Here is a 20,231-nt window from a genome sequence, read left to right as displayed (position 1 = left end):
TGGCCGGCGGAACCTCGGTGACGAAGGAGCTGGCCTCGGACCTGTTCGCCGCGCGATTCGACGACGCCGGTTTCGCGGTCCTGGCCTTCGACCACCGACGGTTCGGGGAGAGCGAGGGCGCGCCGCGCCAGATCGTCCGCCTCGACGAGCAGGTCGCCGACTGGCACGCCGCGATCGAGTGCGCAACCGGTCCGCCGCGACCCGCTCCACTGCGCCCGGGCCGGCCTTTCGGCGAGGAGACGCTCCGCCGTACTCGGGGCCCCCGCCGTCGTACTCCTCGAGGAGCGTGCGAGCGTCCCACTCGAGGGCGTCGGGCGGCGGCCCGCTCTCTGACGAACAACTGCAGCCCCTGCTCCGAGTCCTCCAGCACCGCGATGCACCACCGGCCGATCCCGTGATCGCCCCGGACGATACGGAAGGTGTTCCGGAAGAAGAGCCGTCGTGGGAAGAGGTTCTTCTACAGCGCCTGGCGCGCCTACGCGGGAGAGCCTGATCATCAGTGGCTCCGCTCTGTCGCCGAGGGGGATGAGGGGCTCACGGCCGTACGAACTGCGTCTCGGCGGCGCTGACATCGGCGGCCGGGGCCGGCGGGGGCCGCCGGGCCGTGTCGCTGACCTTGATCAGGACGGCGACCAGCAGCCAGTTGGCGGCCATGGACGAGCCGCCCTGGGCGAGGAACGGCAGGGCCTTGCCGGTGAGCGGGATGAGTCCGGTGACCCCGCCCACGACGACGAAGACCTGGAGGACGAGCGCCGAGGCCAGGCCGCCGGCGAGCAGCTTGCCGAACGGGTCGGTGACGGTCAGGGCCGTCCGCAGGCCGCGTTCGGCGAGCAGCGCGTAGAGCAGGATGACGAGCGTCACCCCGGCCAGGCCGAGTTCCTCGCCGACGGTGGTGAGGATGAAGTCGCTGCGCCCGGCGAAGCCGATGAGCTCCGGGTGGCCCTCGCCGAGGCCGGTCCCGAGGATGCCGCCCGATCCGAAGCTGAACAGGGCCTGGGCGGCCTGGTCCGAGATCAACCCCGGCGGGCGCTTGTCGGGCGGGAGGAAGATGTCCATCGGGTGCAGCCAGGCGACGACACGGCCGTGGACGTGCGGTTCGAAGGAACCGACGACGAAGGCGCCGACGGCGAACATCGCGACGCCGAACACCACCCAGCTGGTCCGCTCGGTGGCGACGTACAGCATGATCACGAACAGGCCGAAGAAGATCAGCGAGGTGCCGAGGTCCCGCTCGAAGACCAGGACGAGCAGGCTCAGGATCCACACGGCCGCGACCGGGCCGAGTTGCCGTCCGCGCGGCAGGTACATGCCCATGAGCCGCCGTCCGGCGAGGGCGAGGGCGTCCCTGCGCAGCGTCAGGTATCCGGCGAAGAACACCACGATGATGATCTTCACGAACTCGCCGGGCTGGAAGGACAGCGGCCCGATGAAGATCCACCGCTTGGCGCCGTAGACGTCACCGGGATAGAAGGCCGGCGCCATCAGCAGGACCAGTCCCATGGTGATCGTGACGTACGGATAGCGCTGGAGCCTGCGGTGGTCCCTGAGCAGGGCCACCGCCGTGGCGAACACCACCACGGCGACGCCGCACCACATCAGCTGCCCGGACGCCGCGGCCGTCGCGTGGTGGTAGTGGGCCGCGTAGGCGAGGTCGAGCCGGTGGATGAGGACGAGCCCCAGACCGCTGAGCAGGGTGGCCAGCGGCAGGATCAGCGGATCGGCGTGCGGCGCGAACCGGCGTATGACGACGTGGCACACCAGGGACAGTACGGCCGCTGCCACGCACGTCGTCGCCATGCCGGCCGGCAGCTTTCCGGTGAGGGCGAGGGCCGTCTCGGCGTAGCCGAACACGCAGATGAGGATCGCGCCGAGCAGCAGGACCAGTTCCAGTCCCCGGTCGCTCAGGCGCCTCGACCGGCCCGCCCGCACGGCCAGTTTCGCCGGTCCACGCCGACCAGTCATGCCTTCCCCCTCGTTCGGGTCCACTGCCTCGGATCCCGCTCAGAGGCACGGCCAACAGAGTTATATGGTTGCGCAACAATGCAACTGAACTCTAGTCGAGTCCGGGTAAGAGGAGGGTCGACGTGACGGCACGCGGGACTGGGCGCCGCAGGGCGTGGGCAGTGGTGATCGGGGTGAGTGTGGTCCTGGCGCTCGTGAGCTATCTCGCCGTCCGCTTCCTGCGCCCGGCGACTCCCGATGAGTGCACGGCCCACGGCCCACACGGCACGACCGTCACGCTCGACCCGGACCAGGCGTCCCATGCCGCGACCATCGCGGCCGTGGCCCACGCCCGCGGTCTGCCGGAACGGGCCGTCACCATCGCCCTGGCGACCGCGATCCAGGAGTCCAAACTCCGCAATCTCACGTACGGGGACCGGGACTCCCTCGGCCTGTTCCAGCAGCGCCCGTCCCAGGGCTGGGGCAGCCCCGCACAGATCAGCGACCCCGTCTACACGTCGGGCAGGTTCTTCGACGCGCTGGTCAAGGTGCCGGACTACCGCGGCCTGCCGGTCACCGTCGCCGCGCAGCAGGTCCAGCACAGTGGCTACCCGCAGGCGTACGCCCAGCACGAGGGCGTGGCGGCGGCACTGGCCGACGTGCTGACGGGGCGGGAGGGGCCGGCACTGAGCTGCACGGTGAGCGGGGTCAGTCCAACGCCCTCCGACGCAGGGAGCGGTGCGGCGGGCGCCGCGAGCGAGGCCGGTGACGTTGGCGGTGTCGCGGCAGCCGTCCGGCGGGAGTTCGGCGGAGCGCCGGCCGCCCTGCCCACGACCGGCGGCGACAGCGTGAGTTACCCGATCCCGACCGATCAGCCTTCCACGGGCTGGTCCCTCGCCCTGTGGCTGGTCTGCCACGCCCCCGAACTGCACGCCACATCCGTGACGTTCGACGGCCGGCGCTGGAGCAGCACCGCCTCGGACCGGGGCTGGACGCACACCACACCCGATCCCGGGCGGACCGGGACGCTGGCGGTGGCGCTGGGCTAGGCCCGCACGGGCCGCTGGACTTTTATCGACTGAAGGAGCCCCGCGGCCGCCCACACGGCGAACATGGACGAGCCGCCGTAGGAGACGAACGGCAGCGGGATGCCCGCCACCGGCATAATGCCGAGGGCCATACCGATATTCTCGAAGGACTGGAAGGAGAACCAGGCGACGATCCCTGCGGCGACGATCGTGCTGTACAGCTCGGTCGACTCGCGCGCGATCCGGCAGGCCCGCCACAGGATGACCCCGATCAACGCGATGATCAGCCCGTCGCCGACAAAACCCAGCTCTTCCCCCACGACCGTGACCACGAAGTCGGTCTGCTGCTCCGGCACGAACTGCCCGGCGGTCTGCGCCCCGTGAAAGAGTCCCTCCCCGGTCAGCCCGCCGGAGCCGATGGCGATACGGGCCTGGTTGGTGTTGTAGCCCACACCGGACGGATCCAGGCTCGGATCGGCGAAGGCGGCGAAGCGGTTGATCTGGTACTGGCCCAGCAGATGCAGCTTCCACACCGCGACCGCGCCCACGACGCCCGCAGTGAGCAGCCCGAAGGTCCACCGGCTGGACGCGCCCGAGGCGAGCAGGACGCCGAGGATCGTGACGGTCATGACCATCGTCGAACCGAGGTCCGGCATCATCATCACGACCATGATCGGTACGGCGGCCAGTCCCAGCGCCTGGATCACGGTGCGGCTGTCGGGATACGTCCGGTCACCCGCGTCGACCTGCGCCGACAGCAGCATCGCCATGCCCAGGACGATCGAGACCTTCACGAACTCCGAGGGCTGGAGCGAGAATCCGCCGCCCAGCACGATCCAGTTGCGGTTGCCGTTGATGGTGGCACCGAGCGGTGTGAGCACCAGCAGCACGCCGAGGACGGAGACGCCATAGAGGATCGGCACGGCGTTACGCAGGGCGCGGTGGCCCACCCAGAGGGTGCCGATCATCAGAGCGAACCCGATACCGAGGTTCATCAGGTGCCGGACCAGGAAGTAGTACGGATCGCCGTGATTGATCGTGGTGCGGTTACGCGTCGCGGAGTAGACGAGCAGTGAGCCGATGAACGACAGCGCAAGCGCCGACAGCAGTATCGGCCAGTCCAGCCGGCACCGGCGAGTCCCGCGCGAGGAGCCGCGTCCACCGGGACCGCTCAGGCCCGTACCCCGAGACGGAGAAGCTCTTCACACTGGTCACCTCAGCTGCCTCCAGCTGTCCGTGCCGGAGATCATAGCTGCGCACTTGCGTAAAGCTGCAAATGAGGATGCCGGACGTGTCGGTCCTATGTGGCCGGGATGGTGAGCAGCGGCTCGGTGTTGTGGTCGGCGGCGATCCGCGGCGTCCGTGCCGGCCCGGGAAGGTCCTCTGTGATTCTCGCGTGCTCGGACCGCTTCCCGACCTCGCGTGTGCTGGATTCGTTCTGACGGGGCTGGGTGACAGGGCGACGGGACTGCGCATGCAGGACGGCGCCTGAGGCATCGGACGAGCCGCGGACCCTCGTTCCAGGACGGCCACCTGCCTGCCGCCGGACAGCCGGTTACAGGCGCTGTGCGCTTGGACTCCCGGGCGATCGAAATCCTTGCCGACTTGCGTAATCCAGCAAGTATCTGCTGAGAATGGGCCCGTGACCACCCATGACACCCCGAACCCGCAGCACCCTGGCCCCGAGCACTGGACCGAGATACTGCATGTCCGCCTGGAACGGATCGAGGGCCTCCTCGCTCCGGCCGAGCAGGCATCCGAGTCCGAGCGTCCCGCGTGGCAGCGGCACACCCAGGGCGAGCAGCGTTGGGCAGTGATGGCGGCGCTGCTGCTTGCCGTCTGGGTGCAGTGGGCACTGCCGGAACGCCTCAGCATCCACCCGCACTGGCTGCTGCCCGCCCTGGAGTTGGTCCTGATGGCTGCGCTATGGATGGCCCATCCGCACGGGCGGATCGAATACCGCTCCCGCCTGCTGCGCGCACTGGGCCTGCTGCTGGCCGCCGCGGTCAGCCTCGCCAACGGCTGGTCGGCCGTCATGCTGGTACGCGACCTGCTGCACGGCACCGAAGGTTCCAATGCCGTGGCCCTGCTGACGACCGGCGGCGGCATCTGGCTGACCAACATCATCGCCTTCAGCCTCTGGTACTGGGAGTGGGACCGGGGCGGCCCGGCAGTCCGCGCCCTGGGCACGCACCAGCACCCGGACTTCCTCTTCCCCCAGATGCAACAGGAGGGCATCGCGCCCGACGACTGGGAGCCGCAGTACATGGACTACCTCTATGTCGCCCTCACCAACGCCACGGCCTTCAGCCCCACCGACACCATGCCGCTGTCCCGTTGGGCGAAACTGCTGATGTCCGCACAGTCCACGATCTCGCTGCTGACCCTGGCGCTGATCGTCGCGCGGGCGGTCGGGGTCCTGCAGTAACCCCGGCAGAGTGGGCCACGGCACGCCGCGGGCGGCGCTGATCCATCACCACGCGCAACACGTTCCCCTTCTATGGCAAGCGATCAGCCCGACGATCACATGGGTGCCTCCGACTGATACTCATATGCCGCAGTCGTGGGATCACCGCTGTCCGTCACGACAACAGGACGCCTTTCCGGAGGAGTTGGAAGCCGGCGCGGCCAAACCTCTGGCGCTGAGCGCGGCACGTCCGTAGAGCTGCCTCTTGATCTTTTTGATGCGGTTCACGGCGCCTTCGGTGCCGCCGGAGCTCCATTCCAGGGTGAGGCCGGCGGTGACGGCGTCGAAGTCGTTGTGCATGCTGTGGGCGAACCCGGTCAGTCCGGGCAGGTCGTCCCCGATGACGGCGTCGATCCAGTCGGGGAGCAGGGTGCTGAGGAGCAGGGTGCTGAGGCGGCAAGTGAGGATCTCGCCGAAGTCGCGGATGTGCTGGTGGGTGGCCTCCGGCTCGGGGCATCGGGCCAGGATTGCCTTGAGGTGGCGATGTTCCTCTTCGCTGAGCGTGCTGGGGTGGCGGGTGAGCCGGCCGGTAACCTGGCGGAAGGTTGGCGGCGCGGGGGGCGGGGTGCCGGCCTTGGGGCGGAAGGCCGCGAGGTAGTCGCGGACGGAGGCGTATCCGTCGGGGTGGCCCTGTGCGGTGATCTCGCGATGCAGGGCGAGGGCGTTTGTGAACCCTTCTGATCAACGGCGTTGCAGATAGGGCTTGTAGGGGTCGAGCTTGCTCGGACGCGGCGGTATCCCGACGATCATGTCCTGCCGGCGGGCGGCGTGCGCGTACCTCAACACCGTGGTCTGGCCCCATTTCAGGTGCCGGGCAATCGCCCGCAGGCTGTGCCCCTGGGCGATCAGCTCGTGGACCTGGCCGTGCGCGACCCGCTTACGTTCGGCTCGTGGCCCGGCGGGATCCGCCCTCTCCGCAGGCCCCTGCCGTCCGCAGACGTCGGTGCAAGGCCCGGTTCCTTCAGGCTGGAACGGTGTGCGCCGACGGTCTTCTCCACGGCCCGGCCGAGGCCCTGCCAGAGATGGAAGCGGTCGGCGACCTGGACCGCGTCCGGGGCGCCGAGCCGGGAGCCCTCCGCATGAGCCCCGGCCCGGTCCCGACAGATGACCTCCACGCCCGGATGCGCGGAGAGCCAGGCAGCCAGCGGCCCTGCCTCGCGGCCTGGCAGCACATCGATGGCCTGGTGCGTCTCACCGTTGGTGATCACAGTGGCGTACGTAGCTCCGCGACGGGTGGCGAAATCATCGACGCCAAGGACCCGCGGCACCCCGCGCTCAGGATCGGGCAGCTCATCACCCGCCGCGGGAACGTCATACGGCCTGCCGCGATCCCGAAGGACTTCGCGAGCCGGGCACCGGCCCGGCCGGCGAGAGCCAACCCGATCACCTCCAGCCAGGCGCCCAGGCGCCGCGTGCAGCGAGCGTACGGAGTGGTCAGCCGCGTAAACCGCTCGGCGAACGTCCGTCTCGCGCAACGCATGTTGTCGCAGATGAAACGGCGAATCAGCAAAGTGATCACCACAGGCCGGCCGCCCAGAGGGAGATCACGAACCCGCCGTTGATAGCGGTCATGAACACGCTCGCAACACAGTCCGCAGTCCGGGCACCCCTCACTCGCTGTCCGGCTCCACCCGATGAGGCACGCCAGACCCAGGGACGACCGGACCACCTTGATCGCGAGTTCACCGTCGGGGCCCGCGAACACCAACGCGGTCCAGGATCTTCGAGGTCCATGCCCGACCGTCCGCGCGCATGCCCCCGCCCGGCACGACCGAACCCTAAGCTGACGGAGCGTCTCCGATGGGAGGACAGGCGCGTCAGCAAGAGCAGTCACCCCGGCGCACTACGCTCCACTCGAACACGGCCATCACCCTCCGCGACGGCTCCCCAAGATCTGTGCCAGACCCGCGATTCGAGACCACGTGACGGCCGGGAACGCCTCGGATTGAGGTGCGTGGACACCTCAACAGCGGATGGGGAGACACTGGGCAGCTGGGGCCGTCCCAAAATGTGCACGAGCTCCGACAGCACCGGGCCTTCCTCTCGGGCCCGAGTGCGGCGGAGGAACTGCGTACGCAGTGACGAAAAATGGCTGCCGGCTGGGAGAACGAGGAGTCCTACGGCCGGAGCCGGGGAACACCGTGTTTGTCGCCGACCCGGCTGGCGAGGACTGCGGTAGCGGTCAGGGGCGGCGAGGGCGGCGAGCGGGATCTGGGCCAAGGGTGACGTCACCAGTACGGACGGAGCAACAGGCAGACGCACGGAATCGTCGAGGAGCATTGCTCAATCCCCTATACGTGCAAGTGACCGGACGACTCCGCGCCCGGGATCCGTCGGAGACGAGCCTTCGCGCATCCCCGCAAATGGAACGATGTCGCGCACCGAAAGAAGCGGCTGACTACAGGTCGGCCTGCGCAAAGGCGAGGCCCTGGGCGTGCACTGGGATGACGTCCCCCTCGACGAGCGCGTCATCCCGATCCGCTACGCCCTCTCCGTGGTCGACAACAACCACCCCGTGCTGACCACCCCCAAGACCAAGACGAGCCGGAACTGGGTCGCCCTCTCAGACAGAGCCTCCACCGCCCTTGAACACCGCGCCCGCGCCAGAGGACCTGTCACCAATACCGCCGCCACGGCGGTCATGTCTTCCACCGCCCCGACGGACGCCCGCTGCACCCCGAATACGCCCTCGATCACTTCCACTACCTCAGCCGCCAGGCCGGCGCCCCCGCATCACCGACCGCTAAACCACACCACCAGCATCAGCCCACCCACAAAGGATCAGACACTCCCCCTTGCGCAGTCAGCGCGGAGTGGATCAGAGCGCGCGCGTAGTCCTCGACTGGCATGTTCGCGGCCGCGGCGTTCGCCTTGAGGGCCCGGTACCCGGCTTCTTCCAGAGGAACGCGCACACTGCGTATGGGGGCAATGCCGAGCGACTGAGGATGGTAGGGCTGGCCTAGATGTTCGGTCAGGAGTGCGGCAAGGAGTTCAGGGACAGGTGGGCGGGGCTTCTCGCCGCCATCTGGCCGTGGCAAGGGCCAGCGCGAGGGAGTAGTTCGGTGAGGACCAAGGGGCCTTCCCCCGCACCCTGTGTGCCGGCGGAGCAAGGTTGCCAGCCAGTGGGGGCGAGGTGGAGGAGCAGGTGACGGCCTGTCAGGGGATGCGTGCCACTCCGGTGTAGATACCGCTGCCCTCGGGCGCGGGTGCGGGGGCCGTCTTGAACCACTCGGGGGCGGTGACCAGGCCAGGGTCGAGAAGGTCCAGGCCGTCGAAGAAGCGGGTGACTTCCGGGCGGGTGCGGAAGCCGAGGCGGATGCCGCCCTTGGCGTATTCGGCGGTGACCTGTTCCGCCAGTTCCGGGTAGAGGTCGGAGGCGGCGTGCGACAGCACGAGGTGACTGCCTGGCGGCAGGGTGGCGACCAGGCCGCGGACGATGCCGTGGGCGTCTTGCTCGTCCGTGATGAAGTGCATCAGTGCGATCAAGGACAGTGCGATCGGGCGGTTGAAGTCCAGTACGGCACGGGCGCGTTCGAGGATGGAGTCCGGCTGCCGTACATCGGCCTCGATGTAGTCCGTGACCCCTTCGGGATGGCTGATCAGCAGGGCTTCCGCATGCCTCAGCACGATCGGGTCGTTGTCGGTATAGACGACCTTCGCCGTCGGCGTGATCTGTTGGACGATCTGGTGCAGATTCGGCCGGGTGGGGATGCCGGTGCCGATGTCGAGGAACTGATCGATGCCCTGTGCGGCGAGCCAGGCGGCCGCCCGGTGCATGAACTGACGGTTCTGCCGGGCCGCGTCACGTGCTTCGGGCGGTAGCTTCTCGCCCACTGCCTCGTCGACGGGATAGTTGTCCTTGCCGCCCAGGAGCCAGTCATAGACCCTGGCGGGATGTGCCATGGCCGTGTGGATACGCGAGGGGATGGGTATGTCGGGCGTCATGACGGGCTCCAGCGCGCGAGGCGATCGGCGGTGATGGCGATCACCGTAGTCTGGCACAGCATCTCGCCTGCCCGTAACGGGAGTTGACGGTTGCCGGTGCGGGTGCCGAAAACCCCATCCATGGCCTGTGGCGTCCGGTTCTTGTGAACGGTGACGGTCGCCGGACGGGGCGTGTCAGGCTGATCGATCGTGCTGCTGCGACTGCCCTCCCTCGCTGTCTCGAGCGTGTTCGCCCTCATAAGACTGCTCTTGATGAGTGATGTGGACAAGGACATCGAGATATTGACGCTGCGCCATCAGCTGGCCGTCGTGCAGCGGCAGATCGACAGGCCGCGCGTCACCCCGGCGGACCGCGCCTTCCTTGCCGCGCTCCTTCACCGGCTGCCCCGCGTCCGGCTTCGGCGACTGCACCTGATCGTCTCCCCGGACACGATCCTGAGGTGGCACCGTGACCTCATGCGTCGCCGCCACGCCGACGCCTCCCGCCGCGAGCGGCCCGGCAGATCGCCGACCCGCCGCACGGTCCAGGCCCTCGTCCTGTGTCTGGCCCGCGAGCATCGCGGGTGAGGCTACCGGCGCATCCACGGCGAGCTCCCCTTTTGAGGGCCCGCATGTTCACCGAGTCGATCGCGCACCGCGACCAGTCCAACTCCCCGCGGGCGCCCAGTTCGTCCAGGACCAAGCGGTGGAGCTTGCCCCACACCCTGGCCCGGTTCCACTCGGTGAACCGGCGGTGCGCGGTCGGCCCGGACGGACCGAAGACCGGCGGCAGTTGCCGCCAGGTACAGCCCGTCGTGGCCACGAACAGGATCGCCGCCAGCACTTCGCGATCACCGTACCGCCGTCGACCACCGCCCTGCGGACGCACCGGAGCAGCCGGGACCACCCGCTGAAACAACTCCCACAGCCCGTCCGGAACCAGACGCCCCACCCACACCATCACGACAGACAGCCTAGTGATCAAGCCAGTTGAGACGACCTCCAAGTCCTCGGCGGCGCCATCGAGTCCTGGCGCAGCCGTGGCCGGCCGCCGCACCCTCCCGTAGGTCCGTGTCTCGATGGCCAGGCCGGGGTTGGTCAGCCAGACACGGGACACGGGTGGGGGAGCGGGATGAGGAACTGGGAGAAGGCGCTGTCAGTCCTGGAGGCGCTGCGTGAGCGCGAGGAAGAGGCCGCGCACGGCTGGGTGTTGGACACCGAATTCCTCTTGCCGCAGCAGCAGGGCGTCAGCGCACTTGAGAGAACGGGCCGGGTGGAGCTGGCCGGGCGGGAAGACCGCGCGGAACTGTCAGCCTGGGAGGGCTGGCCGGTGCGGTGGGCGGCCCGGCTGACCCCGTACGGCCACGACACCCTCGCCTACGCCCGGGACCGTCCACGGTCCGAGCCACCGCCTGGCGAGGCGGGACCGGGGCGGCGGCTGGTGGAGCTGATCCCTTCGAAGATGGCGGCGCTTCGCGTGTTCATCGGCCTCACCAACGAGCTTCAGGTGCCACCCTCTGACGGGCTGGCCGAGCAGGTTCGTACGGCCTCGTGTGATCACGGGCTCAAACGGGGGCGGCTGTATCTGACGGGGGAGCAGATCGCGTCGGTGGCGTACGGGTTCTGGCTGCACCGGATGACCGGCTCCGCCGGGGAGGCCAACCGTTTCGCCCGCGAGTACGGGATCGTCCACACTCCGGGCCAGGAGAACGCTCTCGGGTCTTCGCCGGATCTCCCGCGACCGGTGTGACATATCGTCCCTGCGAGCGAAGCGGCGATCGCCGGACTGGTGCTGTCGCATTCGGCCGAAGACGTCGATGACCGGCAGTTGGGCTGCAGTCCAGCTGGACATGCGTGGCCCCATCGGCGCCCTCGCCGCACGAGAGGCCGCCAGGGACTCCTGGATGCTCAGCCAGCCACTGCCTCCTGCTGCGGCTCGGCGGTAGTAGGCTCCGAGGTGGCTGCCGTGGTGTAGAAGACCGACGAGCCCTGCTTGGTGCGGTGGGCGTGGCTCTTGGCGACCAGTCCTTCGAGGGTGGTGCGCACGACCGTGGTCTTCACGCTGCGGTCGGGGTGGGCCTGCGTGAGCGCGGTGGTGATCTCGGCGGCGGAACGCGGCTCGCCTTCCTGCTCCAGGTGACCGCGGATCAGGTCGACCAGGGTCGGCTTGGTCGCTGCCGTGGACGCCTTCGCGGATGAGGCCTTGGCGGCGGGCTTCTTGGACGCCGTCTTCTTCGCGCTCGTGGCGGCCGCCTTCTTCCCCTTGCTGTGCTTGGGTTCAGCAGAGGCCTGGTGAGGTACGGACGGTGCAGTTGCGGCCTCCACCCCGGGGGCCGGGCTGGGACCACCGAGCGCTTCCTGCATGTTCACCAGCACGGTGTGATCGTGCTGCAGGGCAAGCAACTGCTCCTGCAGGGCTTCGATCTCCTGGCCGATACGTTCCTGCTCCTTGGCGTTGCGATCAAGGTCGCCTGTCACCAGGGCGATGTACTGCGACGTGAGTTCTGTGGCGTGGGAGGAGTTGGCTTCAGACATGACATGGCCCTTTCTGTAGTCCGCGGGCACGGCGGTGAAAGCAGGAGCCATGTGCGCGAACGGATGGAGGTGGGTGTCCCGCCTGCTGTGGCTGGATCACCGCAGGACACAACTGCAGCAGGGGGCGGCAGTTTAGAGATAGTACGCACGACTGGAACAGGATGTTCGTGTCGAGTGTTATGTCACTCTCCCCTCCAGGGTGAGCAGTCGGCAGAGTCAGGCGTGTGACGCAGAGGCTGACTGGTCACTGCTGAACCGCCCCTGGCCTGGGGAGACAGGTGCCGGGAAGCGTGGGCGGTATCCGGAGGTAGTGCCAGGCAGTCAGCGAGAGACACCAGCCGGTCGAGGAGTTCCTCGGTCTGGTGGGGTGAGTGGCCGCACAGACGTGCGAGCACCTCCATGTCGGCAAGGTCGGCCTCGCCCGATGTGTGGGTGGCCAGGACCACCGCGGTCAGTTGCATGGGCAGGGCTCATTTTCTGGGAGAGCCAACGGGGTGGGCATTGACCCTCGCGGCTTTGGTCAACGGGACAGCCTTTGCCTACGTCGCTGTCATAGCCGGGGTCGGCGTCAGGGGTGGTGTGATCACCGCTAGGCACCTGAACTCCCTGCGTCTGGGCGGAGCACGCTGGACTCTGGCGAGGGCACATCCGGTGGGGCCGGCGCAATGAAGCGTCGGCGGTGCGCGGTCGGCCCGGTTGGGCCGAAGACCGGCGGCAGTTGCCGCCAGGCGGCCTGCGCGCTTTGCTGTCGTACGGAGCCGTGTCATCTCTGCGGTCGACGAGGCTGGGATGCCGTTGGAGAGCCCTCCGCTCCTGCACGGGTGCAGGCAGCGTTGTGTGAGCGACCTTGCGCGACGGCGAGGCCCAGGGACCGCAGAGCCTGCTGGCGGTGGACGGCCGAGGCTGCGGTGAATCCGGGCGACGAGGCTTTCATATCGGGCCTGCCCGTCCCATCGGTAGACCGTGCCGCGGGCCGTGAGACGACGGACGCACTCCTCATAGGACAGGGGCGGGTTGAGGAACCAGGACAGCGCGGGATCATCCAGGGCGTGGGTCATGGGAGGGCCGGTCGGCGTCGGTTGCACTCGCGTTTCGGAACGAATCAGCCGAGCAGGCAGTTTTGTTGGCACGTGCGTACAGACCGATGTCGGGTTCGTACGCGCACCAGCCGTTTGACCTGTTGCCTCTCGGACCGTAGCGGTCTTGGTGCCAGCAAGTGTGCCTAGCGCCGTCTACGTTGCTTCGTCACAGCGCCCAGTGGGGGCCGCGAGGAGGGTGTTGCGGCCCGGCCACTGGAACACCAGACGGGACAGCGGCTTGTCCAGGATGTCCCCGGCGGGCAGCAGGCGATCGGGGGTGTCGTTCGGATGCACGGTCAGGACCGGTTTGGCGCCGTCGCGCACGTTGCGGTCCCAGGTCCGGGCCGTGGCCGCCAGCTGCTCGGCGAGCTGCGGGCCCTGCTCGCCGAAGCCGTGGACGAAGAACTCCCACTCCTTCTCGGCTGGACTGTCACCGTGCCGGGTCTGGACGTGGATGAGGTAGGCCAGCGACCCGTCGCCGAGGATCGCCGGCGCGTCGCCGTTCTGCGCGATCCCGGTGACGCCGGTGCCCTTGTCCTTGTAAGCAGCCAAACGGCAGAACGACGGAAGTGTCGTGGCCGCGTAGAGCTGTTGCGAGCCGAAGGAGAAGCCCGGCCCCATGGTCACCCCGGTGGCGACCTCGTGGCGGGGGCTGCGTAGCGCATCCTCCAACCCCTCGGTTGAGGCGGGGGCGTTGTCCTCGAAGCGGATGCGCAGCTCACCGTTGAGGAGGCCGACGACCGGGGTGGTGCGGGCGTGCTCGCCCTGGGCGCGGACGCCCAGGTCCTCAAGGCCGGTACGCGGATCGTGCTCAACTACCGTTCCACCGATCACTGGGACACCATCCACGCCAACGGCGGCATCGTCCTCGCCGCGACCGGAGGCACCCCCTACGGCAGGGTCGACGAGGCCGGGGCCGTTGCCCGCGGCACCAAGACCTGCCAAGGCATGAACGAATGGCACATCGAGGACGAGAACGGAGTGCGGCTCAGTCTGCGCACCGTGCGCGATCACGCGGTGGCGTCCGGCGCCCTGTAGCCGGGCAGACGGTCTCGTCAGCGAGCGCCCTACTGGCGGCGAGACAAATGGTGAAGGCGACACAGCCCCGGACGCTTGTGCCCTGCTGGAAGCTCATCGACAGGGCGGCCTGCGATGGACCATCAGTAGCGTGAGCCTGGCGTTGGTGGTCCAAGGAAAGACGTGCTTCCTGCGGGGTCCAGACCGTCGACCCGGCAGCTGCGCCCGCCACACGATGGGGTCGGTCAGGAATCACCCGAGCAGGACCCTGCCCTCTGGGGAAGAGGTGTGGCTCGGCGGGGAGAGTCACCTCGACGCGTCCGGCAGCAGCCGAGCAGGGGATGAACACGACTCGCAAACTGTCGTACTCCCAACCTCGCCAGGCGACATGCACCACCAGCCCCTTGGGCCTGCGCCTTCTGCGCGATCACTCGTCGACAACGATGCTCCGTCACACTCGTCAGGCCGCGGCCCCGACCGCTGAGTCGGGGGGCGCGGTGTCTGCTCTGACGGAGCACGACATTTTGCGAGCGTCTCGCTGGTGACACTCCGTACGGCGGCTCAGGGAAGCGGACCTGCCGATACTCGGTAACTTCCGAGGAGCCCGCACGCTCGGCACGGCTGAGGTCGCAGGATGTGGGCCCTACGGCAGATGAAGCCCGGCCTGGGCAGGTGAGGTGACGCGCTCATGGATGCGGGGCAGCAAATATGAGCCAGCCTCATAAGGCTGCCAGTGTCCCCTTCTGCCCCTGTCTCCGGGGTCGGCGGGCATGTATGACGAAGGCCGGAGGTGCGTTGCGCCAGATCGTTCGGCTGGGCACAACCTCCTCAAACAGTTCGTCCAACAGGTTGCGGAAGTGCTTGGCGAGGGGCAGAGGAACGGCGTGGAGGTAGGTGAACGCGGTGAAAACGCCGTGTGGTCCCAGCCTGGCAGCCGCCACGTCCATGAGCTGCTGCTGGCGGGATGATGGAAAGAGCGCCCAGGGAAGGCCGCTGACCATGACGTCGGCGCGGTCTATGCCGCGTTCGTCGAGCAGAAGGGGCAAGAGGGCGGCATCCTGCCGGATGACCTCGGCGCCCGGGCACCGTTGCTGCAGGCGGTCGGCCAGGTGCGGGTTGACCTCGATGGCCAGGTGACGGCCGCGGCCGGCGAGCTTGCGCTGGATCTCCACGGTGAAGGGGCCGGTGCCCGCACCCAGCTCCACCACGACGGGCTCGCCGCGTTCTGACACCGGTGCGCAGATCAGTCGGGCCAGGTGCTGTGAGCTGGGTGCGATTGCACCCAGCTGGGCCGGTGAATGCAGCAACTGCCCCAGGAACAAGGTGAGATCGGTTTGCTTGGGCGGACTGGTCATGATGATGCTTCCCTCAATCGTCGGGCCTGCAGGGTCTCGGCCGCGCTGGTGAGGTGTCGTCACTGGATTCGGGTGATCTCCTGGGATTGCTGTGGTGCTCGCGTGCAGGAGAGAGCGCGATGGCCGATGTGCCGGGCAGGGTCGGGCTAGTCGATCGGCACGACTTGGTTGCGACCCTGGATCTCGCCGCGCGGCAACGAGTGACGATCATCTCGGCGCCTGCGGGCAGCGGGAAACGTCTGTGTTGCGGCTCTGGGCCGCTCAGCCGGATCAGCAGCGCCGAATCACGTTCGTCTCGGTGTGGGCCGACCGAAACGCAGCTGTTCCGGCTCGATCTGATCGGCGCGATCCGTGGTGCTCTGAACGAGGCGGCGGAGCCGCTGGCTGCGTCGCCGGCCTTCGACGGCAGGGGCAGATAGTCACAGGATTCCGAGGTCAGGGTCGAAGCCGATCTCCACGAAGATCGCGCCGAAGGTGTGCAACGCGTACTCGCTGTCCTGCTCTTGCGTCATCTGATGCGTCTCGACTCGCGATCGGACTCCGTGAGTCCGCCCCAAACTCCGAACTCTTGTCGTGTTGACAGCGCGAAATCAGCGCACTTCTCCCGTACCGGGCACTCGGAGCAGATGGCCGTCGCTGCCTGTTCCCGCGCTTGGCGGTCCAGGCCCCGTTCGCCAGATGGGGAATAGAAGAAAGAACTTCCCATCCCTCGGCATGCGGCCTCCATTTGCCAGTCCCAGAAATCTATGCGGGGCGCAAGGTGCCTGCTTAGGCTCATTTTCCCCTCCAGGGAAGTAGATCTTTCCCGATCAAACAGTGGAGGTCATTTCTCGTTCGGCAGGGAGATGCACTCACTGGGCGCGGCTCGCGCTGGAAACCTTTCGTTATAAAGGCTGGCGCCATGACAGGCCCATTTACACCGATCCGCCAGCAGCCTGGCGGCAACCGAAACGCGATCACCGCCAGGTGTTCCAGCCACTGGAGAGTTGGCCCGGTCGATGACGGAGCGATCACAATCCGCATCAGGAACTGCCTGAGGAAGCGGACGCGGGATCATCACAAGATCAGTGTGAGCCCACAATCGATGTGCCTACCGTGCGCTCGGGCTTACGTTGGCGCGGGACCTCAGTTGGAAGGAAAGGACGAGAGTGGAGACCCCGTGAACGAGGCTGAACAGACCGAAGACCGTGGCGAGCGAGACCGCCCCGATGTCGGGGCGCGCAAAGAGCACGAATGCCAGCATGATCGAGATCAGGCCGGTCAGGGTCGTGAAGGCGCGATAGCCGGCCCTCATACCGGGGAGGAGGCCCAGTGCGATCTCGCCGGCGCCGGCCATCAGTGCCCAGACGCCGATGCACACGGTGAGGGCGAGTGCTGTGATGCCAGGCCAGGTCAGCGCGACACATCCTGCTCCGAAGGCGATGAGTGCCAGGAACAGCCAGCCGAGGACAGGGCCGACGCGATCACTGCTGAATGCGCGCAGTGACTCCACGGCGCTGAGAAGGAAGGCGAAGACAGCGAAGACAATTACGAACGCGCCGATGGTGATGCTGGGCCAGAGGACTGAGGTGGCCCCGAGAGCGATGCTGAGCAGGCCACGCCACAGGAGCGTTGTGGAGGATTTCGGCATTCGTTCTCCTCTTTGGTGGGTCCGGGCTCTCGCCTTCGAGGGCAAAGCAGCTCGACAGGCGGATGCTGAGGTCGGTGCCGGTGGTCAACGCCGCGGTGTCGGCGGACGCGAAGACGCAGCCGGGGCTTGGGAAGGACCGGCGCGGCGGACGCGCCGGTTATGAGCAGGTGTTCGGTGCGGCCGAGATGGCGGCACCGCAGTTCTGCAAGGCGGGAGTCAGGTCCAGCGTGATGGCGTGCACTGGATGATGTCGTCGATGTATCGCGGGTGGTGCAGGACGCCGTCGCGCCGGCTCCCGGCCCTTGTCGATTCCGATCTGTTCGATGCGTTGCCAGGATCGCGGGTGGGCGTGTGACGGGTCATCACCCGAATCCGGCGATTCGCATCGTTGGCGTCGGCGAGGCGTTTCCTGGTGACCCGTTGTCCTTCAGGCGCGGTTTCGGGCCAGCAGTCGCAGTTCACGGCTGCGCTGTACGGCCGAGGAGCGGTCGGTTGCGCCGAGCTTGGCGTAGATGCGGCGCATGTGGGTGTTGATGGTATTGAGGGAGACCGATAGCTCGTTAGCGATCTCGGGCCTGGTGAGGTTCGTCGGCAGGAGGCGCAGGACCCTCAGCTCGCTCGGGCTGAGCGCCTCGGCTGGACCGCCGGGCGCCCAGGCAGCTGCTGCCAGGGTGCCGTCGTGGACCATGTCGAGGATGTCGGCGATCAATGCGGCGTGTGCTTCTCCCCGTGGCCCCAGGGTGTCCAGCAACTGCCACGCACCCGTCATCGCGAACGGGAAGATCAACCGGTCTGGTTCCGCGATGGTCAGTGCCCGTTCGATGCTGGCCTGTGCGGCGCGCTCATCCCCCAGGTCACGGCAGGCGAGCGCGTCGAGGAGGTTGGCTTCGACCCGCGTGAGGTACGGGTTGACGGGGGCTGTGCCGTCCAGGACCGGCCGGAGTTCATGGCGGGCTTGTTCAGGGTCCTTTTCGGCCAGGCTGATGACCGCTGCGGCGTTGCTGGCTTCACCGCTCGAAGCCTGGCGTTCGTCGAGGTCGGAGAGGGTCTCGCGGGCCAGGTCGACCATGCCGAGCCGGGCCTGGCATGCGGCGGTCCAGCCGATCACTCTTATCGCCAGCGCATGTTCGCCGACCATGCGGGCCTGGACCCGCCGGGCGGCGGCCAGTTCCTCCAGTGCTTCGTGGTGGTGGCCGTGCGCTGCGGGGACGCATGCGGCGAGCAGATGGGCCAGCACCCGTAGTCCGGGTTCGCCTGACCTTTCGGTTGCTTTACGGGCGCGCTTCAGCCAGTGTGTGCCGCCGTCGAACTCGCCGGTCCAGATCAGTATCCCGGCGAGTGTCACCTGCGCCGGCGCGATCACCGAGTTGTTGTCCCAGCCATGCCGAGCGGCGAGAGCGATGGCTTCCTCGCAGCGCCGACGGGCCTGCGAGAAGGAGCGGGGGCAAGAAGCGAGTCCGTAGTAGGAGAGGCACGCCACCTCCAGGTAGGGGCGGCCGATGTCCCTCGCCAGGGCGGCGCCCTCCAGCAGGTCCTGCTCGCTGTCGGCCAGCCGTAGCAGCCAGGCTTTGACGACACCGTGGTTGAGGAGGGCGACGGCGCGCAGGTCACTGCTGAGCGCCGTCTCGGCACCCGACTGGCTGGCGGCGTTGGTGGGCAGGGCTTCGACCAGTTCGGACACACCATCGAAGTGACCGCGCAGGCGTGCCAGCAGCAGTTCCAGGGATGCGATGGCCATGCGGAGTCGGGACCGGCGGTTCACTGGTGTGGTTGCGGCATAGGACCGGGCGACATCCAGGTGTGCGGCGGCTTCGTCGAGACACATCCTGTCGAGGTCGGTGATGGCTTGGACCAACGACAGACCGGGGTGGTCTTTGGCGGCTTGCGCGGGAAAGGCGCGCAGCAGCGCGGACACGGTTTCGGTCTGCCCGTCGAGAGTGAGGCTGACGGCGTGGTCGGTGAGCAGGTCGGCCGCCTGACTCCAGTCCCCCGCGGCTTGGAGATGGTGGACGGCATCGGCGATGTGCGAGTGGTCTGTGAACCAGTGCGCGGCGATCCGGTGCAGGTCCGGGATGTCTCCTGGGAAGGTGCGGCGCAGTTCGAGCCGGAGCAGGTCACCGAACATGTGGTGGTAACGGAACCACGTGCGGTCGGCGTCGAGTGAGACGACGAACGCGTTGGCGTCCTCCAGGTCCAGCAGGATCCGCTCTGCCCCGGCGGAGCCGCTCAGCAGGTCGGCCAGCTCACCGTTGACCTGGTCCAGGAACGAAGTCCGCAGCAGCATTCGCTGAACGTCCAGCGGCTGCCGGTCGAGCATCTCCGCCATCAGGTATTCGGCGACCGTACGGTCGCTGCCGGAGAACTCGGTGACGAACTGGGCTGCGTCGGCTCGCCCTTCGAGTGAGAGCACCGCCAGCCGTAGCCCGGCCGCCCAGCCCTCAGTCCGCTGATGAAGCATCGCCGCAGCCGCTTCGGGCAGCGCAATTCCCGCGGTGGCCAGGAGGTCACGCGTCTCCTCCTGGCTAAAGCGCAGTTGTGCGTCGCGGATCTCGGCCAGCTGCCCTACAAGGCGCAGCCGGTGGAGGCGCAGTGAACGATCCCGTCGAGTGGCCACGATCGCGTGGACGTCCGGCGGGAGACTCATCAGGAGCCTCGTGAGCTGCTCGACAGCATCGGCAGAGCTGAGCTCGTGCAGGTCGTCGATGACGAGGAAGAAGGGCCTGCCCCAGTCCATGAGCTCGGAGAGAACCCGGTCCACCATGGCGTTGCCGTCGAAGCCACGAGCGACCGGCTGCTCCACCTCGCCCGTGCCGGTAGCAGACCGGACCGCGGCCAGGAGAGCGAGCCAGAACTGCTGGGCATCGTGCTGGCCGGGCCGTACGGACAGGAAGGCGATGTGACGGCTTTGACCAGGCCGGTTGGCCCAGACCCGCAGCAGTGACGTCTTCCCGCTGCCAGCGGGAGCGGAAACGATCGTCACTGGCATTTGGGCGGCTTGGTCCAGCAGGCTGACGAGACCATGACGGTCGATCAGCCCCTGCCGCCCCTGGCTTGTTGAGCGACCAGAAGTCGCCGTTGCTGACCGTTTGGTCATCGCGCCTCTCCCTCCCCGCGTCTGAACTCCGTCACCGGTCGCTGTGTGTCGAGAGCGCAGCCTCGTGGTCCCACCGCGCCTGGGATGCAGCGATCACCGCGGCCTCCAACCCCTGTGATCTTGGGCCGATTCGATCAGGCAACTCACCGGGATCAAGGGAT

19 protein-coding genes and 2 pseudogenes are annotated in these 20,231 nt (G+C 67.9%); 8 read left to right on the top strand and 13 right to left on the bottom strand.

What is annotated here, in order from left to right; genetic code table 11:
• Positions 1-17: 17 nt before the first annotated feature.
• Positions 18-398, top strand: a complete 381-nt coding sequence (locus ACFZDJ_RS29535) for a serine aminopeptidase domain-containing protein (RefSeq protein ID WP_391063300.1) — start codon at positions 18-20, stop codon at positions 396-398.
• Positions 399-534: 136 nt separating this feature from the next.
• On the opposite strand, the gene ACFZDJ_RS29530 is transcribed toward ACFZDJ_RS29535, so the two are convergent.
• Entirely contained in the window at positions 535-1,962 is a 1,428-nt protein-coding gene (locus tag ACFZDJ_RS29530) for an FtsW/RodA/SpoVE family cell cycle protein (RefSeq protein WP_391063297.1), read from the bottom strand.
• A 122-nt stretch (positions 1,963-2,084) separates the two neighbouring features.
• On the opposite strand from ACFZDJ_RS29530, the gene ACFZDJ_RS29525 reads away from it, so the two are divergent.
• Positions 2,085-2,990: a heavy metal transporter gene (locus tag ACFZDJ_RS29525; protein WP_391063294.1), complete on the top strand. Its 906-nt coding sequence runs from the start codon at positions 2,085-2,087 to the stop codon at positions 2,988-2,990.
• Here ACFZDJ_RS29525 and rodA read toward each other — a convergent pair.
• Positions 2,987-4,184 (bottom strand): annotated as a pseudogene (gene rodA, locus ACFZDJ_RS29520) (rod shape-determining protein RodA). The gene ACFZDJ_RS29525 and the pseudogene rodA overlap by 4 nt on opposite strands.
• 427 nt (positions 4,185-4,611) lie before the next feature.
• On the opposite strand from rodA, the gene ACFZDJ_RS29515 reads away from it, so the two are divergent.
• Complete coding sequence (locus ACFZDJ_RS29515; protein WP_391063291.1) at positions 4,612-5,397, top strand: hypothetical protein; 786 nt, start codon at positions 4,612-4,614, stop codon at positions 5,395-5,397.
• A gap of 141 nt (positions 5,398-5,538) precedes the next feature.
• Here ACFZDJ_RS29515 and ACFZDJ_RS29510 read toward each other — a convergent pair whose 3' ends face one another.
• The 4 genes from ACFZDJ_RS29510 to ACFZDJ_RS29495 all read right to left on the bottom strand — a co-directional run bounded on the left by ACFZDJ_RS29510 (position 5,539) and on the right by ACFZDJ_RS29495 (position 9,381).
• On the bottom strand, positions 5,539-5,901 hold the full coding sequence (locus tag ACFZDJ_RS29510) for a transposase (protein WP_391063396.1): 363 nt from the start codon (positions 5,899-5,901) through the stop codon (positions 5,539-5,541).
• 380 nt (positions 5,902-6,281) lie between these two features.
• Positions 6,282-6,644, bottom strand: coding sequence for a transposase (locus ACFZDJ_RS29505; RefSeq protein ID WP_391063288.1), 363 nt, complete (start codon positions 6,642-6,644; stop codon positions 6,282-6,284).
• On the bottom strand, positions 6,641-7,105 hold the full coding sequence (locus tag ACFZDJ_RS29500; protein WP_391063393.1) for a transposase family protein: 465 nt from the start codon (positions 7,103-7,105) through the stop codon (positions 6,641-6,643). The genes ACFZDJ_RS29505 and ACFZDJ_RS29500 overlap by 4 nt, the downstream gene beginning before the upstream one ends.
• 1,487 nt (positions 7,106-8,592) lie before the next feature.
• A complete protein-coding gene (locus tag ACFZDJ_RS29495; RefSeq protein ID WP_391063285.1) occupies positions 8,593-9,381 on the bottom strand; it encodes an SAM-dependent methyltransferase in 789 nt (262 codons plus the stop codon).
• A gap of 252 nt (positions 9,382-9,633) precedes the next feature.
• On the opposite strand from ACFZDJ_RS29495, the gene ACFZDJ_RS29490 reads away from it, so the two are divergent.
• Complete coding sequence (locus ACFZDJ_RS29490; RefSeq protein ID WP_391063408.1) at positions 9,634-9,948, top strand: hypothetical protein; 315 nt, start codon at positions 9,634-9,636, stop codon at positions 9,946-9,948.
• A 31-nt stretch (positions 9,949-9,979) separates the two neighbouring features.
• On the opposite strand, the pseudogene ACFZDJ_RS29485 reads toward ACFZDJ_RS29490, so the two are convergent.
• A pseudogene (locus ACFZDJ_RS29485) lies at positions 9,980-10,321 on the bottom strand (transposase); the annotation flags it as partial.
• 171 nt (positions 10,322-10,492) lie between these two features.
• Between ACFZDJ_RS29485 and ACFZDJ_RS29480 the strand changes: the two are divergent.
• Positions 10,493-11,110, top strand: a complete 618-nt coding sequence (locus tag ACFZDJ_RS29480; RefSeq protein WP_391063282.1) for a DUF6417 family protein — start codon at positions 10,493-10,495, stop codon at positions 11,108-11,110.
• 158 nt (positions 11,111-11,268) lie between these two features.
• Here the strand turns inward: ACFZDJ_RS29480 and ACFZDJ_RS29475 are convergent, their stop codons facing one another.
• Together ACFZDJ_RS29475 and ACFZDJ_RS29470 are read right to left on the bottom strand one after the other, a co-directional pair.
• The gene (locus ACFZDJ_RS29475) at positions 11,269-11,895 is read right to left on the bottom strand and encodes a hypothetical protein (RefSeq protein WP_391063279.1); all 627 of its coding nucleotides are present in this window, start codon (positions 11,893-11,895) and stop codon (positions 11,269-11,271) included.
• A gap of 1,232 nt (positions 11,896-13,127) precedes the next feature.
• Positions 13,128-13,808, bottom strand: a complete 681-nt coding sequence (locus tag ACFZDJ_RS29470) for a hypothetical protein (protein ID WP_391063276.1) — start codon at positions 13,806-13,808, stop codon at positions 13,128-13,130.
• On the opposite strand from ACFZDJ_RS29470, the gene ACFZDJ_RS29465 reads away from it, so the two are divergent.
• Positions 13,782-14,012, top strand: a complete 231-nt coding sequence (locus ACFZDJ_RS29465; RefSeq protein WP_391063273.1) for a hypothetical protein — start codon at positions 13,782-13,784, stop codon at positions 14,010-14,012. The two genes, ACFZDJ_RS29470 and ACFZDJ_RS29465, sit on opposite strands and share 27 nt — an antisense overlap.
• A 698-nt stretch (positions 14,013-14,710) precedes the next feature.
• Here ACFZDJ_RS29465 and ACFZDJ_RS29460 read toward each other — a convergent pair.
• Entirely contained in the window at positions 14,711-15,346 is a 636-nt protein-coding gene (locus ACFZDJ_RS29460; protein WP_390939387.1) for a class I SAM-dependent methyltransferase, read from the bottom strand.
• 119 nt (positions 15,347-15,465) lie between these two features.
• On the opposite strand from ACFZDJ_RS29460, the gene ACFZDJ_RS29455 reads away from it, so the two are divergent.
• Positions 15,466-15,765 (top strand): hypothetical protein, encoded by a 300-nt coding sequence (locus tag ACFZDJ_RS29455; protein WP_391063270.1) that lies wholly within the window; start codon positions 15,466-15,468, stop codon positions 15,763-15,765.
• Positions 15,766-15,854: 89 nt separating this feature from the next.
• Here ACFZDJ_RS29455 and ACFZDJ_RS29450 read toward each other — a convergent pair whose 3' ends face one another.
• The gene (locus ACFZDJ_RS29450; protein WP_275539778.1) at positions 15,855-16,073 is read right to left on the bottom strand and encodes a WhiB family transcriptional regulator; all 219 of its coding nucleotides are present in this window, start codon (positions 16,071-16,073) and stop codon (positions 15,855-15,857) included.
• A 363-nt stretch (positions 16,074-16,436) separates the two neighbouring features.
• Entirely contained in the window at positions 16,437-16,976 is a 540-nt protein-coding gene (locus tag ACFZDJ_RS29445; RefSeq protein WP_391063267.1) for a DUF308 domain-containing protein, read from the bottom strand.
• A gap of 74 nt (positions 16,977-17,050) precedes the next feature.
• Here ACFZDJ_RS29445 and ACFZDJ_RS29440 point away from each other — a divergent pair, with 74 nt between their 5' ends.
• Positions 17,051-17,224, top strand: a complete 174-nt coding sequence (locus ACFZDJ_RS29440; protein ID WP_391063264.1) for a hypothetical protein — start codon at positions 17,051-17,053, stop codon at positions 17,222-17,224.
• Positions 17,225-17,403: 179 nt separating this feature from the next.
• Here ACFZDJ_RS29440 and ACFZDJ_RS29435 read toward each other — a convergent pair whose 3' ends face one another.
• Complete coding sequence (locus ACFZDJ_RS29435; protein WP_391063262.1) at positions 17,404-20,070, bottom strand: LuxR C-terminal-related transcriptional regulator; 2,667 nt, start codon at positions 20,068-20,070, stop codon at positions 17,404-17,406.
• Positions 20,071-20,231: the final 161 nt, after the last annotated feature.

Origin of the sequence: Streptomyces sp. NPDC007896 (genome assembly GCF_042959425.1) — a bacterium.
Classification (GTDB): Bacteria; Actinomycetota; Actinomycetes; order Streptomycetales; family Streptomycetaceae; genus Streptomyces.
Note: the sequence above shows the minus strand (reverse complement) of the source record. Positions and strands in the feature narration are given on the sequence as shown.

Coding starts and splice junctions, on each gene's coding strand:
- ACFZDJ_RS29530 (WP_391063297.1), bottom strand. CDS start 1,962: ATGACTGGTCGGCGTGGACCGGCGAAACTGGCCGTGCGGGCGGGCCGG.
- ACFZDJ_RS29495 (WP_391063285.1), bottom strand. CDS start 9,381: ATGACGCCCGACATACCCATCCCCTCGCGTATCCACACGGCCATGGCA.
- ACFZDJ_RS29490 (WP_391063408.1), top strand. CDS start 9,634: ATGAGTGATGTGGACAAGGACATCGAGATATTGACGCTGCGCCATCAG.
- ACFZDJ_RS29480 (WP_391063282.1), top strand. CDS start 10,493: ATGAGGAACTGGGAGAAGGCGCTGTCAGTCCTGGAGGCGCTGCGTGAG.
- ACFZDJ_RS29460 (WP_390939387.1), bottom strand. CDS start 15,346: ATGACCAGTCCGCCCAAGCAAACCGATCTCACCTTGTTCCTGGGGCAG.
- ACFZDJ_RS29455 (WP_391063270.1), top strand. CDS start 15,466: ATGGCCGATGTGCCGGGCAGGGTCGGGCTAGTCGATCGGCACGACTTG.
- ACFZDJ_RS29450 (WP_275539778.1), bottom strand. CDS start 16,073: ATGGAGGCCGCATGCCGAGGGATGGGAAGTTCTTTCTTCTATTCCCCA.
- ACFZDJ_RS29445 (WP_391063267.1), bottom strand. CDS start 16,976: ATGCCGAAATCCTCCACAACGCTCCTGTGGCGTGGCCTGCTCAGCATC.
- ACFZDJ_RS29475 (WP_391063279.1), bottom strand. CDS start 11,895: ATGTCTGAAGCCAACTCCTCCCACGCCACAGAACTCACGTCGCAGTAC.
- ACFZDJ_RS29435 (WP_391063262.1), bottom strand. CDS start 20,070: ATGACCAAACGGTCAGCAACGGCGACTTCTGGTCGCTCAACAAGCCAG.